This is a genomic window from Streptomyces sp. NPDC058308 (genome assembly GCF_042880275.1).
Taxonomy (GTDB): Bacteria; Actinomycetota; Actinomycetes; order Streptomycetales; family Streptomycetaceae; genus Streptomyces.
In genome coordinates, this window is the sequence record NZ_JBHVZA010000010.1 from 57966 (window position 1) to 70820 (window position 12855).

Consider the following 12855-nt stretch of genomic DNA (forward strand, 5'->3'; position numbering starts at 1 on the left):
AGGAGGCAGATCGTGTCGGAGGCGCTCAACCCGGCTGAGCCCATTGCTGCTACCGCAGCGGGCCCGGAAGAGACCGAAGAAGAGCCGATCAAGCAGCGCAAGAACGGCCTGTACCCGGGCGTTTCCGACGAGCTTGCCGAGAACATGCAGTCCGGCTGGGCCGACACCGAGCTGCACGACCTGCAGCCGATCGCGCAGGCCGAGCACACCGCGGCCCGCCGCGCCGCGCTCTCCGCGCGCTTCCCGGGCGAGCGTCTGGTCGTCCCCGCGGGCAACCTGAAGACCCGGTCGAACGACACCGAGTACGCCTTCCGGGCCTCCGTGGAGTACGCGTACCTCACGGGCAACCAGACCGAGGACGGCGTCCTGGTCATGGAGCCCACCGCGACCGGCCACGACGCGACCCTCTACCTGCTGCCGCGCTCCAACCGTGCGAACGGCGAGTTCTGGCTGGACGGCATGGGCGAGCTCTGGGTCGGCCGCCGGCACTCCCTCACCGAGGCCGAGAAGCTGTACGGCGTGCCCGCCTCCGACGTGCGCGAGCTGGCCGACACGCTGCGCGAGGCGACCGGACCCGTCCGCGTCGTGCGCGGCTACGACGCCGGCATCGAGGCGGCCCTGACCGACAAGGTCACCGCCGAGCGCGACGAGGAGCTGCGCGTCTTCCTCTCCGAGGCCCGCCTGGTCAAGGACGCCTTCGAGATCGGCGAGCTGCAGAAGGCCGTCGACTCGACCGCGCGTGGCTTCGAGGACGTCGTGAAGGTCCTCGACAAGGCCGAGGCCACCAGCGAGCGCTACATCGAGGGCACGTTCTTCCTGCGCGCCCGCGTCGAGGGCAACGACATCGGCTACGGCTCGATCTGCGCCGCGGGGCCGCACGCCACCACCCTGCACTGGGTGCGCAACGACGGAGCCGTGCGCTCCGGCGAGCTGCTGCTGCTCGACGCCGGTGTGGAGACGCACTCGTACTACACCGCGGACATCACGCGCACGCTGCCGATCAACGGCCGCTTCGACGCGCTGCAGAAGAAGATCTACGACGCCGTGTACGAGGCGCAGGAGGCCGGCATCGCGGCGGTGAAGCCGGGCGCCAAGTTCCGCGACTTCCACGACGCCGCGCAGCGCGTGCTCGCCGAGAAGCTGGTCGAGTGGGGCCTCGTCGAGGGCCCGGTCGAGCGTGTCCTGGAGCTCGGCCTGCAGCGCCGCTGGACCCTGCACGGCACCGGCCACATGCTCGGCATGGACGTCCACGACTGCGCCGCCGCGCGCACCGAGGCGTACGTGAACGGCACGCTGGAGCCCGGCATGTGCCTGACCGTCGAGCCCGGCCTGTACTTCCAGGCGGACGACCTGACCGTGCCGGAGGAGTACCGCGGCATCGGTGTCCGGATCGAGGACGACATCCTCGTCACGGAGGACGGCAACAAGAACCTGTCGGCGGCTCTGCCGCGCACGTCCGACGATGTCGAGGCGTGGATGGCGCAGCTCAAGGGCTGAGCATCCGGAGGGACTCACGGGCTGAGCGTCCTGGCGGACCGGGCCTCTTCTTTAAGAAGAGGCCCGGTTCTGCGTTTGTGCGCGCCTAGCGGTCATCCTCGCCCGCCACCTTGGCGGTGCTCAGGGAGATGCGGTTCCAGGTGTTGATGGTGAAGATCAGGGCGAGGACACGGGCCAGTTCCGTCGCGTCGAAGTGGCGGGCCGCCTCGGCGTAGACGTCGTCCGGCACGCCACCCTGGGAGACGAGCGTGACGGACTCGGTCAGGGCGAGGGCCGCCTGCTCCTTCGCCGTGAAGAAGTTCCTGGCCTCGCGCCACACGCCGATCATGTGCAGCCGCGCCTCGTCCTCGCCGGCCTTGCGGGCGTCGGAGGTGTGCATGTGGACGCAGTAGGCGCAGCCGTTGAGGAGCGAGGCGCGGATCTGGATCAGCTCGACCAGGGACAGGTCGAGGCCTTCGCGGGCGGCGGCGTCGAAGCCTATGAGGGCCTTGAACGCCTTGGGGGCGGACTTGGCGAAGTCGAGGCGGGGCGCGTGCTCGTGGGTCTGAGCGTGGGCGTGGGCGGCGGCGTCGGTCGTGGTCTGCGGGGTGTTCGTGTCGTTCGTGTCGTTCGTGTCGTTCGTCATGACCATGAATCTACGGTCGGAAAAGACCTCGGGTAGGGTGCATTTTCATGCCGGAATCATGGGTCAATCTGGCGGAGCGCATCGGCAGCGACCTGCATGTGGAGCTGTCGGGCCCCGGCAGTCGCCGCGCCGTCCTCATCCGTGCGCTGCGAGACGCCGTACGCGAGGGCAGGCTCGCCCCCGGCAGCCGTCTGCCGCCCTACCGTTCGCTCGCCGCCGACCTCGGTCTGGCCCGCAACACGGTCGCCGACGCCTACGCCGAACTGGTCGCCGAAGGCTGGCTGACGGCGCGGCAGGGCTCGGGCACGCGGGTCGCGGCCGGGGCGTCCTTCGCGCGGACGCCGTCCCGGCGCCCACGGACGCCCGTTCCGGCCCGGCCGACCGCCCCCGCCCACAACTTGCGCCAGGGCACACCGGACGCCGCCTCCTTCCCCCGCACGGCCTGGCTCGCGGCCGCCCGTCGCGCACTGGGCGCCGCGCCCAACGAGGCCTTCGGGCCCGGTGATCCGCGGGGCAGGGCCGAGCTGCGCCAGGCGCTCGCCGACTATCTGGCGCGGGCTCGCGGGGTGCGCACGGACCCCGAACGCATCGTGGTGTGCTCCGGGTTCGCGCACGGTCTTCGGCTGCTCTTCGGGGGCGCCAGGGGCGCGGGCGGCGGGGTGCTGCGCGGGCCCTTCGCCGTGGAGTCGTACGGCCTCGGCTTCCACCGGGAGATCCTCGCGGACTCGGGCGTACGGACGGTGCCGCTCAGCCTGGACGAACAGGGCGCCAGCGTCGAGGAGTTGACCGGGATCCCGCGGGTCCGCGGCGTGCTGCTCACGCCCGCGCACCAGTTCCCGACCGGCGGCCCGCTGCGGGCCGCCCGGCGCGCGGCGGTCGTCGACTGGGCCCGCGCCGGCGGCGGTGTGGTCCTGGAGGACGACTACGACGGTGAGTTCCGCTACGACCGCGAGCCCGTCGGCGCCCTGCAGGGCCTGGATCCCGAACGGGTCGTCTATCTCGGCTCGGTCAGCAAGAGCCTGTCCCCCGCCGTGCGCCTGGGCTGGATGGTGCTGCCGGAGCACCTCGTCGACGGCGTCCTCGCGGCCAAGGGGGAGCGGGAGGCGTGGGCGAGCGTCCTCGACCAGCTCACGCTCGCCGACTTCATCGCCTCCGGGCAGTACGACCGCCACATCCGCCGGATGCGGCAGCGTTACCGGAACCGCCGCGACCACCTCGTCACCGCCCTCGCCGCACACGCCCCGCACATCACGGCCACCGGCATCGCGGCCGGCCTGCACGCGGTGCTGCGGCTGCCGCCCGGCACGGAGGCGTCCGCGGTCAAGGCCGCGTCCTGGCAGGGGATCGCGCTCGACGGTCTCGCCGCCTTCCGGCACCCGCGGGCGACGATGCCCGCCGGGGACGGGCTCGTCGTCGGGTACTCGACGCCCGCCGAGCACGCGTACGGGGCGGCCGTCGAGGCGCTGGTCCGGGCGCTGCCACCCGCGGACGACTCCTCCGTAGCGGGGAAATAGGCCCGGCCTCTTGATCGTTCGGAGCGGATACCAGTCGGTAAGCGGACACCAGTCGGTATTCGGAGGGGATCTGACCATGAGCAGCACGAGCGGCACCGTCGAGGGCGAGAGCCGGGTCGACGACGACGGCATCAACAACGCGAACCCCTTCAACCGCCGCGTCATCGAGGAGTTCCGGGCCAACGGCGGCCGGGTCGGCGGGCCGTTCGAAGGGACGAGCCTGCTCCTGCTGACCACCCGTGGCGCGAAGAGCGGGCTGCCGCGGACGACGCCCGCGGTCTATCTGCCGGACCCCAGCCCAGGCGGCGACCGTCTCGTCGTCTTCGCCTCCAACGGGGGCTCGGAGAAGGCCCCGGGCTGGTACCACAACCTCGTGCGCGACCCCGCGGTCGTCGTCGAGGTCGGCACGGAGCGGTACGAGGCCCGCGCCACGCCCGTCGACCGGAGCGAACACGACGAGCTGTGGCGTCGGCAGATCGAACGGGACCCGGACTTCGCGGAGTTCCGGGCCCGGGCGCCGCGGACGATCCCGGTGATCGCGCTGACCCGCGCGGGTCAGTCCACGGAGTCCGCCGGGTAGGAAACCGCCGGGTAGGAGTCCCCCATTACTGTCTACACAGCTTTCAGGCCGTCATCGAACCGTTCAGGCCGTCATCAACGGCGCGTCCTCACGCCACTTGAGGATCTTGTCGAAACTGATCACCGCGCCGCCCCTGCCCGGCTTGTTGCCGAGGTGGACGTGGTCGGCGAGCTCCCTGATGAGACAGAGGCCACGCCCGTGCTCGTCCGTCTCCGCGGCGGGCGGCCGGGGCGCCGGGCAGCCGCGCGAGGCTCCGGGGAAGCCCGGTCCGGAGTCGGTCACCTCGATACGGCACTTCTCGCCGTCCAGATAGGCCGTGACCCGATATCCGCCCGTACCGCCCAACGCACCGCCGGGGACGCCCGCGCCGCCGTGTTCCACGGCGTTGGCGCACGCTTCGCTGAGAGCGACCGACAGGTCGTAGGAGACCTCCGGGTCCACGCCCGCCGTCTCCATCGTGCCGATCAACAGGCGGCGGGCGAGCGGAACGCTCGCAGCTTCGCGCCGCAAATGGAGAGACCACCAGATGCTCATGCTCCAGCCTCCTGGCTGCGGCTCGACATACCGATACGTATTGCCACACGCACTCACGGCTAAGCGCTCGCCCGGCGTGATACCGCCCATACGGCGGATGCGCGGCCCCCGCCACCCGGTGTAGGACGCGGCGCCGGGCCCCCTCCCGGCCGGCTCGCGGATCCGTCCGGCGGCCCGCAGAAGCCCCCAACACCCCGGAACTGGACCTTCCGGACCTGCCGTACGCACGGGGTGGGCCCAGTGCGATGATGGCCCGGCCATGACTGCCCCCCACCAGCGCCAGCCGTACGACGGAGCCGATCTCCGGCTGCTCAGGGCCGCGATGTTCGCCGCGGTCTGCGTCGTGCTGTCCGCCGGTGGCCATGTGCTCGCTTCCTGCGCCGGTGTCCCGCTGTGGACCCTGGGTCTGGCCTTCCTTCTCGTCCTCGCCGTCGCGCTGCCGCTCGCCGGGCGGGCCCGTTCGCTGCCCGGCATCGCCGCTCTGCTCGCGGTGGGACAGCTCGGCCTGCACGCCCTGTTCGGCCTCGGCCAGCACGGCGCCACCGTCTCCGTCGCCCGGAGCGGTGACGGCACCCTGGTGGAACGGGCCGCACGACTGGTCTGCGGGGCGGGCGCCGCGACGATCACGCCCGCGCAGGCCCACCGGATCCTGACCACCGCCGGGCTCGGCCCCGGCGGCACGGGCGGCTCCGGAGCGGTCCACCCCGCAGGACACGGGCACGGCGGGTCCGCCGCCGCGGACACCGCGCTGGACTCCATGGCGGGTGCGAGCGGCGCGCCGGGAGCCGGGGGCTCCATGGGATCGATGGGGTCGATGAGGTCGATGGGCGCCATGTCGCTCCTGCCCTCCGTGCCCATGCTCATCGCCCACGTCCTCGCCGCCCTGGCCGCCGGCTGGCTGCTGCGCCGCGGCGACATCGCGCTGCTCCGCCTCGTCCGGCTCGCCGACGGGGCGCACGGGGTCGCCGAGGGCGCGCTCGTACGTGCCCTGCGTTCGGCGCTCGCCCTCGTACGCGCCCTGCGGGCGGGGCTGCCCGGCGCGCCCGAGACGACCGGTCCGCGGGCTCCCCGCACCGCCCGGCTCGCGCCTCCGAAGCCGCGCACCGTCGCACTCGAGGACACCGTGATCAGGCGCGGCCCACCGGCCGGCCCCCGCGACATCGAACTCGCCGCCTGACGCGACGCACTCCACACCGCTGTACGAGAAAGCACTCCTCTACGGAGAAGCACTCCACACCGCTGTACGGAGGGGTCGCCCGGCGCCGCGCGCGCGTGCCCGACCGGCCGCGCACACCCCTCGTATCCAGCACCGGTAGGCGACCGCGCGTCGCGTACCGCTCACCACTGACGAAAGTGGAGTGTTCCTGTCATGAAGCTGTCCCGTATCGCCGCCGTCGGCACCGTCGCCGCCTCCGCCGTCCTCATCCTCTCGGCGCCCGCGTTCGCGCACGTCAGCGTCTCCCCGGAGGGCGAGGCCGCCAAGGGCGGGTACGCCACGGTCAACTTCAAGGTGCCGAACGAGATGGACGACGCCTCGACCAACAAGCTCGAGGTCTCCTTCCCGACCGACCACCCGCTCGCCTCCGTGATGACCCAGCCCATCCCCGGCTGGAGCGTGAAGGTCACCAAGAGCAAGCTCGACAAGCCGCTGGAGATCCACGGCGAGAAGATCGACGAGGCCGTGACCAAGGTCACCTGGACCGCCGACGGCAAGGGCATCCAGCCCGGCACCTTCCAGAAGTTCCCGGTCTCCATGGGCCAGCTGCCCGAGGACGCCGACCAGCTCGTCTTCAAGGCGGTCCAGACGTACGACAACAAGGACGTCGTCCGCTGGATCGAGCCGCAGCAGAAGGGCCAGGAGGAGCCGGAGCACCCGGCGCCCGCCCTCACCCTGACCGCCGCCTCCGAAGGCCACGGCGCCGCCGGTGACACCGCATCGGACGACAAGCACGCCAAGACCGAGAGCGCGTCCTCCGACTCCTCGGACAGCAGCGACACCACCGCCCGCGTCCTCGGCATCGCCGGCATCGTCGTCGGCGCCGCGGGCGTCGCGTTCGGCGTGCTCGCGACCCGCCGCCGCGTCACCGGCTGAGCCGCAGGACGAGCCACCCACGGGGTGCACCGCCGCGGCAGACAGCCGCCCCGGTGCACCCCGGCCCCCTCACATCTGGGACATTTTCGTATGCGCACGATGAGCTCGAAGAGCCACTCCACGTACCCCTCGCAGAGCGCCGCGAAGGGCACCCGCAAGAAGCTCGCCGCGGCCGCCCTGCTGGCCGCGGCCGCTCTCACGCTGACCGCCTGCGGCGGCGGTGACGACAAGAAGCCCGCGGCCGAAGTCTCCGTAGAGACCGATTCGGGCAAGGCCGCCACGGTCCTCGACCGGCCGTACAAGAAGCCGGACCTCGTCCTCAAGGACACCCACGGCAAGAAGTACGACCTGCGCAAGGAGACCGCGGGCAAGCCGACGCTGATCTACTTCGGCTACACGCACTGCCCGGACGTCTGCCCGCTGACGATGAACAACATCGCGGCCGCCAAGCAGAGGACCCTGTCCAAGGCCGACCAGAAGAAGCTCAAGGTCGTCTTCGTCACCACCGACCCCGGGCGCGACACCCCCGCGGAGCTCGGCAAGTGGCTCAAGGGCGTCGACGCCGACTTCGTCGGTCTGACCGGTGACTTCGCCACCATCCAGGCGGGCGCCCGGCAGCTCGCCATCAGCGTCGAACCGTCCAAGAAGGACAAGAAGGGCAAGATCGTTTCGATGCACGGCACGCAGGTCATCGCCTTCTCGCCGAAGAACGACGCGGGGTACGTCATCTACAACGACAAGGCCACGGCGGACGACTACGCCAAGGACCTCCCCAAGCTCCTCAAGGGACAGAACCCGTGAACCACCGCACCACCCGACACCGCGCGCTCGCCGGCGGAGCCATGGCGCTGGCCGCCGCGCTCACCCTGGCGGGCTGCAACGACTCGGACTCCGACAAGGCGTCCGGGCCCGCCTCCGCGAAGGCGCCCGAGCTCAAGGTCAGCGGCGCCTACATCCCCGAGCCCACCATGGACGACATGGCGGCCGGCTTCTTCACGCTCACGAACAAGGGCGGCGCCGACAAGCTCACCTCCGCGACCAGCGACGTCGCGGGCTCGATCACGCTGCACAGCACCAAGGGCGGCGTGATGAAGGAGCAGAAGTCCTTCGACGTGCCCGCGGGCGGTCACCTCGACTTCGCCAGCGGCGGCAACCACCTGATGCTCGAAAAGCTCAAGCGCAAGCCGGAGAAGGGCCAGCAGGTCGCCCTGACACTGCACTTCCAGAAGTCGCGCCCGATCACGATCGAGGTGCCGGTCAAGGAAGCGACGTACAAGCCCGCGCAGCACGACTCGTCACACAACTCGCACTGAGGGACGGACCGTTGATGCAGACCATCGCTCCCCGCTCCAGGGTCGCTCCCCGGACCAGCGCCGCCCCACGTGTCTGGCGGCTCCTCCTCGTGCTCCTCGCCGCGACCGGTGCCTTCCTCGCCGGTGCCGCGCCGGCCTCCGCGCACGCCGCGCTGACCGGCAGCGACCCGAGGCAGGGAGCGGTGGTCGAGTCGGCCCCCGCCCAGGTCAAGCTCACCTTCTCGGAGAAGGTCGCCATGTCGGACGGCTCCGTGCGGGTGCTCGACCCGGCCGGCAAGCGCGCCGACACCGGCAAGACGGCCGACCTGGGCTCCAACACGTACGGCGTGAAGCTGCGCCCCGGCCTGCCCGACGGCACCTTCACCGTCGCCTACCAAGTGGTCTCCGCCGACAGCCACCCGGTCGCCGGCGCCTTCACCTTCTCCATCGGCGCGCCCTCCGACACCAAGGTCGCGCTGCCCGACCAGGAGGCCGGCGGCGGCCTGGTCGGCCTGCTCTACGACATCACCCGCTACCTCTCGTACGCCGGGTTCATCGTGCTCGTCGGCGGCGCCGCCTTCATCCTGGGCTGCTGGCCGCCCGGCGCCGCGGTGCGGCCCCTGCAGCGGCTCGTGACGTCCGGCTGGGTCACGCTCACCGGCTCCACCCTCGTCCTGCTGCTCCTGCGCGCCCCCTACACCAGCTCCGGAAAGCTCGCCGACGCCTTCGACATGGGCAAGCTCGGCGACGTCCTCAACACCAAGACGGGCGCGGCCCTCGTCTCCCGGCTGCTGCTCCTCGCCGCCGCCGCGCTGTTCATCGCGGTGCTCTTCGGCGCGTACGTCAAGCGTGACGGGCCCGAAGAGGCCGCCGAGAAGAAGGACCTCACCTTCGGGCTCGCCATCGGCGGCACCGTCGTCGCCCTCGGCATCGCGGCGACCTGGGCGATGGCCGAACACGCCTCGACCGGCATCCAGGCGGGCATCGCGATGCCCGTCGACGTGCTGCACCTGCTCGCCGTCGCCACCTGGCTGGGCGGGCTCGCGGCGCTGGGCCTCGCGCTGTTCCGCACGGCGGCGGTGGACGCGCGGGCCGTGCGGCGGTTCTCGACCGTCGCCTTCACCAGCGTCGTCCTCCTCGCCGCGACCGGCACCTACCAGGCGTGGCGCCAGGTCGGCTCGTGGTCGGCGCTGACCGGCACGTCGTACGGGCAGCTGCTCCTCGTCAAGATCGGCCTGGTCGTCGTCCTGGTGGGCGTCGCGTCCGTCTCCCGCAGGTGGACCCGGCGGATCGCCGCCGAGGCGGGCGGGCCAGCCCCCGAGGCGGCGGCCGCCGTGGTCGTCGAGCAGCGCGGCAAGCAGTCGTCGAAGAAGCCGCAGAAGAAGCCGGTCACGGTGCCCGCGTCCGGCGAGGGTGCGGGCGGCGCGGGCGGCGACTCCAAGCGCTCCGCGCAGCTGGCGCGCCAGCAGGCCGCCATGGACACCGCCCGCGAGAAGCGCGTCCGCGATGCCGACCCGCACCGCTCAGGCCTGCGCCGCTCGGTGCTCACCGAGACCGGGGTCGCCGTCGTGCTGCTCGCCATCACGACGATCCTCACCACCACCGAGCCGGGGCGCACCGAGGAGGAGGCCGCCAACGCCACCTCCGCGGCGGCGGCGCAGCGCTCGGGCCCGCTCAGCCTCAAGGTGCCCTTCGACACGGGCGGCACCGACGGCAAGGGCACCGTGCAGATGGACCTCGACCCGGGCCGCAGCGGCAGCAACGCCCTGCACGTGTACGTCAAGCGCCCCAACGGCAGCGCCTTCGACGTCCCCGAGGTGAAGCTCTCCTTCACCCTCAAGTCGAAGGACGTCGGGCCGCTGCCCGTCAAGCCCGACCACATCGCCACCGGACACTGGAGCGCGAACGGCGTGCAGATCCCGATGGCAGGAAACTGGCAGATCGCGGTGACGGTGCGGACCTCCGACATCGACCAGGTCACCGTGAAGAAGAACGCGCAGATCGGCTGAACGGAACCACCATGGCGGACAACGGCATTTCGAGGCGACGGCTGCTCGGCACCGCGGGCGCGACCGGTCTCGCGCTCGGCGCGGCGGGCGGCGCCGCCGGTTACGCCGCGGCGCCCTCGTCGGACGGGTCCGCCCCGGCGGGCGCGTCGTCCGCCCTGGCGTCCCTCGGCACGGACGAGGTGATGTTTCACGGGAAACATCAGCCCGGCATCACCACGCCCATGCAGTCCCGCGGCCATCTCGCCGCCTTCGACCTGGCGGCGGGCGCGGGCCGCAAGGAGGCGGCGGCCCTGCTGCGCCGCTGGTCGGCGACTGCCGGGCAACTGATGGCGGGCAGGCCGGCCGACGGCGAGGACACGGCGGTCGCCCGCGACGCGGGTCCGTCCTCGCTCTCCGTCACCTTCGGCTTCGGCGCCTCCTTCTTCTCCCGCACGGGCCTGCACAAGCAGCGTCCGGACGCCCTGAACCCGCTGCCCGACTTCTCCTCGGACCACCTCGACAAGGCGCGCAGCAACGGCGACCTGTGGGTGCAGATCGGTGCGAACGACCCGCTGGTCGCCTTCCACGCGCTGCGTGCGCTCCAGCGGGACGCGGCGGACACGGCGAAGGTCCGCTGGCAGATGAACGGGTTCAACCGTTCGCCGGGCGCCACCGCCCGCCCGTTGACCACGCGCAACCTGATGGGCCAGATCGACGGCACGAACAATCCCAAGCCGTCGGAGAAGGACTTCGACCGGCGCGTCTTCGTTCCCGATGACGGGGACCCGGCGTGGATGGCGGGCGGTTCCTACGTCGTCGTACGCCGCATCCGCATGCTCCTCGACGACTGGGAGAAGCTCGGTCTGAAGGAGCAGGAGGCGGTCATCGGACGGCACAAGTCGGACGGCTCACCGCTGACCGGCGGCACGGAGACGACCGAGCCGAAGCTCGACAAGGCGGGCCCGGACGGCAAGGTCGTCATCCCGCTCAACGCGCACGCCCGCATCACCCGTCCCGACCAGAACGGCGGCGCCGCGATGCTGCGCCGCCCGTTCTCGTACCACGACGGCTTCGACGCCAAGGGTGAGCCCGACGCGGGTCTGCTCTTCGTCTGCTGGCAGGCGGACCCGATGACCGGCTTCATCCCGGTGCAGCGCAAGCTCGACCGGGGCGACGCCCTGTCGGAGTTCATCCGGCACGAGGCGAGCGGGCTCTTCGCGGTGCCGGGCGGGGCGGCGAAGGGCGAGTACGTGGGGCAGCGGCTGCTGGAGGCGTGAGCCGTCGCTCGCGCAGGGGGTGGAGTCGTACGTCTTCGCACCCGATGGAGTCGTATGTCTTCGCACCCGCTGGGGTCATACGTCTTCGCACGCGCCGGGGCCGTACGTCTTCGCACGCGCGTACGGGGGTGGGCGCCGCTCTGTGAGACGCGTGAGCCGCGCCACGTCGGGCCCATTAGGGTGACGGTATGTCGGCGACGCGCTATACGTACCTGGGCCCCGAAGGCACCTTCACCGAGGCGGCCCTCCGGACGCTGCCCGAGGCGGCGGCCCGGGAGCTCGTCCCCATGGTCTCCGTGCCGGCCACGCTGGACGCGGTCCGCAGCGGCGAGGCGGCGGCCGCGCTGGTGCCGATCGAGAACTCCGTCGAGGGCGGCGTCACCACCACCGTCGACGAGCTCGCCAAGGGCGAGCCCCTGATGATCTACCGCGAGGTCGTCCTGCCGATCGCGTTCGCCCTGCTCGTGCGGCCCGGCACCGAGTTCAAGGACATCAAGACGGTCACCGGCCACCCCGTGGCCCAGCCGCAGGTCCGCAACTGGCTGGCCGCGCACCTGCCGGACGCCGTGTGGGAGTCGGCGGCCTCGAACGCGGATGGCGCCCGGCTCGTCCAGGAGGGCCGCTTCGACGCCGCCTTCGCGGGCGAGTTCGCCGCGGCGACGTACGGCCTCGAACCGCTGGTCAGCGAGATCCACGACGCGGCGAACGCCGAGACCCGCTTCGTCCTGGTCGGCCGCCCGGCACGCCCCGCCGCGCCGACGGGGGCCGACAAGACCTCGGTCGTCATCTGGCTGGGCGACGACCACCCGGGCGCCCTGCTCGAACTGCTGCAGGAATTCGCCGTGCGCGGCGTCAACCTCATGCGGATCGAATCGCGGCCGACGGGCCAGGGCATCGGCAATTACTGCTTCTCGGTGGACGCCGAGGGGCACATCACGGACCGCCGGGTCGGCGAGGCGTTGATGGGGCTCAAGCGGATCTGCCCGCAGGTGCGCTTCCTCGGGTCGTATCCGCGGGCCGGGGTGGCGACGGAGGATGTCCGGCCGCTGCGGCCCGGGACCACCGACGGCGAGTTCATGGCGGCGTCGGACTGGCTGACGCGCTGCCAGGACGGTCGTTTCTAGCCACTCGCGGTAGGCCTTCCCACCGCTCTCCGTAGTCCTGTCGGCCGCCTTCCCGCGGTCCTTGCTGCCTGCCTCGCGGCTGCCCCTGGCCTGCTCCCTGCGGTCCTACCTGCAGATTTACGTTGTCCACAGAAGTTATCCACAGGCACGCGTCTCGACCTGGGGACAAGTCGACAACGAAGCGCGACATGGTCGACAAATCGGCCCACAGCCCCCAAGTCCGTCCACAGTCCGCCACGTCACCCCTCGTCCACTCTTTTCTATTGATCAACTCTTTGGAGCGAGGTATTTCCACTCGAAAGTGGGTGTGCGGGTGGTTTGAGAAGGGAATC

General features: G+C 71.6%; 12 protein-coding genes. 10 read left to right on the forward strand and 2 right to left on the reverse strand.

Annotated elements, in window-relative coordinates:
• Positions 1-12: 12 nt before the first annotated feature.
• The gene (locus ACFVYL_RS15855; RefSeq protein WP_389715996.1) at positions 13-1497 is read left to right on the forward strand and encodes an aminopeptidase P family protein; all 1485 of its coding nucleotides are present in this window, start codon (positions 13-15) and stop codon (positions 1495-1497) included.
• An 85-nt stretch (positions 1498-1582) separates the two neighbouring features.
• On the opposite strand, the gene ACFVYL_RS15860 is transcribed toward ACFVYL_RS15855, so the two are convergent.
• Positions 1583-2128 carry a carboxymuconolactone decarboxylase family protein gene (locus ACFVYL_RS15860; RefSeq protein WP_389715998.1) on the reverse strand — a complete coding sequence of 182 codons (546 nt, stop codon included), beginning with the start codon at positions 2126-2128 and terminating at the stop codon, positions 1583-1585.
• 41 nt (positions 2129-2169) lie between these two features.
• Here ACFVYL_RS15860 and ACFVYL_RS15865 point away from each other — a divergent pair, with 41 nt between their 5' ends.
• Together ACFVYL_RS15865 and ACFVYL_RS15870 are read left to right on the forward strand one after the other, a co-directional pair.
• Positions 2170-3636, forward strand: coding sequence for a PLP-dependent aminotransferase family protein (locus ACFVYL_RS15865; RefSeq protein ID WP_389716001.1), 1467 nt, complete (start codon positions 2170-2172; stop codon positions 3634-3636).
• A gap of 76 nt (positions 3637-3712) precedes the next feature.
• Entirely contained in the window at positions 3713-4216 is a 504-nt protein-coding gene (locus tag ACFVYL_RS15870; protein WP_389716003.1) for a nitroreductase/quinone reductase family protein, read from the forward strand.
• 63 nt (positions 4217-4279) lie between these two features.
• Here ACFVYL_RS15870 and ACFVYL_RS15875 read toward each other — a convergent pair whose 3' ends face one another.
• Positions 4280-4750, reverse strand: coding sequence for an ATP-binding protein (locus ACFVYL_RS15875; protein ID WP_389716005.1), 471 nt, complete (start codon positions 4748-4750; stop codon positions 4280-4282).
• Positions 4751-5009: 259 nt separating this feature from the next.
• Between ACFVYL_RS15875 and ACFVYL_RS15880 the strand changes: the two genes are divergently transcribed.
• The 7 genes from ACFVYL_RS15880 (at position 5010) to pheA (ending at position 12523) form a co-directional block, all read left to right on the forward strand.
• On the forward strand, positions 5010-5927 hold the full coding sequence (locus ACFVYL_RS15880) for a hypothetical protein (RefSeq protein ID WP_389716008.1): 918 nt from the start codon (positions 5010-5012) through the stop codon (positions 5925-5927).
• Positions 5928-6119: 192 nt separating this feature from the next.
• Complete coding sequence (locus ACFVYL_RS15885; protein ID WP_389716010.1) at positions 6120-6842, forward strand: YcnI family protein; 723 nt, start codon at positions 6120-6122, stop codon at positions 6840-6842.
• A gap of 99 nt (positions 6843-6941) precedes the next feature.
• The gene (locus tag ACFVYL_RS15890; RefSeq protein ID WP_389716012.1) at positions 6942-7643 is read left to right on the forward strand and encodes an SCO family protein; all 702 of its coding nucleotides are present in this window, start codon (positions 6942-6944) and stop codon (positions 7641-7643) included.
• Positions 7644-7684: 41 nt separating this feature from the next.
• Entirely contained in the window at positions 7685-8155 is a 471-nt protein-coding gene (locus tag ACFVYL_RS15895) for a copper chaperone PCu(A)C (protein WP_389716393.1), read from the forward strand.
• Positions 8156-8169: 14 nt separating this feature from the next.
• Positions 8170-10143, forward strand: coding sequence for a copper resistance CopC/CopD family protein (locus tag ACFVYL_RS15900; RefSeq protein WP_389716015.1), 1974 nt, complete (start codon positions 8170-8172; stop codon positions 10141-10143).
• A gap of 11 nt (positions 10144-10154) precedes the next feature.
• Positions 10155-11399, forward strand: a complete 1245-nt coding sequence (gene efeB / locus ACFVYL_RS15905) for an iron uptake transporter deferrochelatase/peroxidase subunit (RefSeq protein ID WP_389716017.1) — start codon at positions 10155-10157, stop codon at positions 11397-11399.
• A 188-nt stretch (positions 11400-11587) separates the two neighbouring features.
• On the forward strand, positions 11588-12523 hold the full coding sequence (pheA, locus tag ACFVYL_RS15910) for a prephenate dehydratase (protein ID WP_389716019.1): 936 nt from the start codon (positions 11588-11590) through the stop codon (positions 12521-12523).
• The last annotated feature ends 332 nt before the right edge of the window (positions 12524-12855 follow it).

Bases quoted from the DNA above. Each gene is read 5' to 3' on its own strand.
- ACFVYL_RS15885 (WP_389716010.1), top strand. From the start codon at position 6,120: ATGAAGCTGTCCCGTATCGCCGCCGTCGGCACCGTCGCCGCCTCCGCC.
- ACFVYL_RS15890 (WP_389716012.1), top strand. From the start codon at position 6,942: ATGAGCTCGAAGAGCCACTCCACGTACCCCTCGCAGAGCGCCGCGAAG.
- efeB (WP_389716017.1), top strand. From the start codon at position 10,155: ATGGCGGACAACGGCATTTCGAGGCGACGGCTGCTCGGCACCGCGGGC.
- ACFVYL_RS15865 (WP_389716001.1), top strand. From the start codon at position 2,170: ATGCCGGAATCATGGGTCAATCTGGCGGAGCGCATCGGCAGCGACCTG.
- ACFVYL_RS15860 (WP_389715998.1), bottom strand. From the start codon at position 2,128: ATGGTCATGACGAACGACACGAACGACACGAACGACACGAACACCCCG.
- ACFVYL_RS15895 (WP_389716393.1), top strand. From the start codon at position 7,685: ATGGCGCTGGCCGCCGCGCTCACCCTGGCGGGCTGCAACGACTCGGAC.
- ACFVYL_RS15900 (WP_389716015.1), top strand. From the start codon at position 8,170: ATGCAGACCATCGCTCCCCGCTCCAGGGTCGCTCCCCGGACCAGCGCC.
- ACFVYL_RS15875 (WP_389716005.1), bottom strand. From the start codon at position 4,750: ATGAGCATCTGGTGGTCTCTCCATTTGCGGCGCGAAGCTGCGAGCGTT.
- ACFVYL_RS15870 (WP_389716003.1), top strand. From the start codon at position 3,713: ATGAGCAGCACGAGCGGCACCGTCGAGGGCGAGAGCCGGGTCGACGAC.
- pheA (WP_389716019.1), top strand. From the start codon at position 11,588: ATGTCGGCGACGCGCTATACGTACCTGGGCCCCGAAGGCACCTTCACC.
- ACFVYL_RS15880 (WP_389716008.1), top strand. From the start codon at position 5,010: ATGACTGCCCCCCACCAGCGCCAGCCGTACGACGGAGCCGATCTCCGG.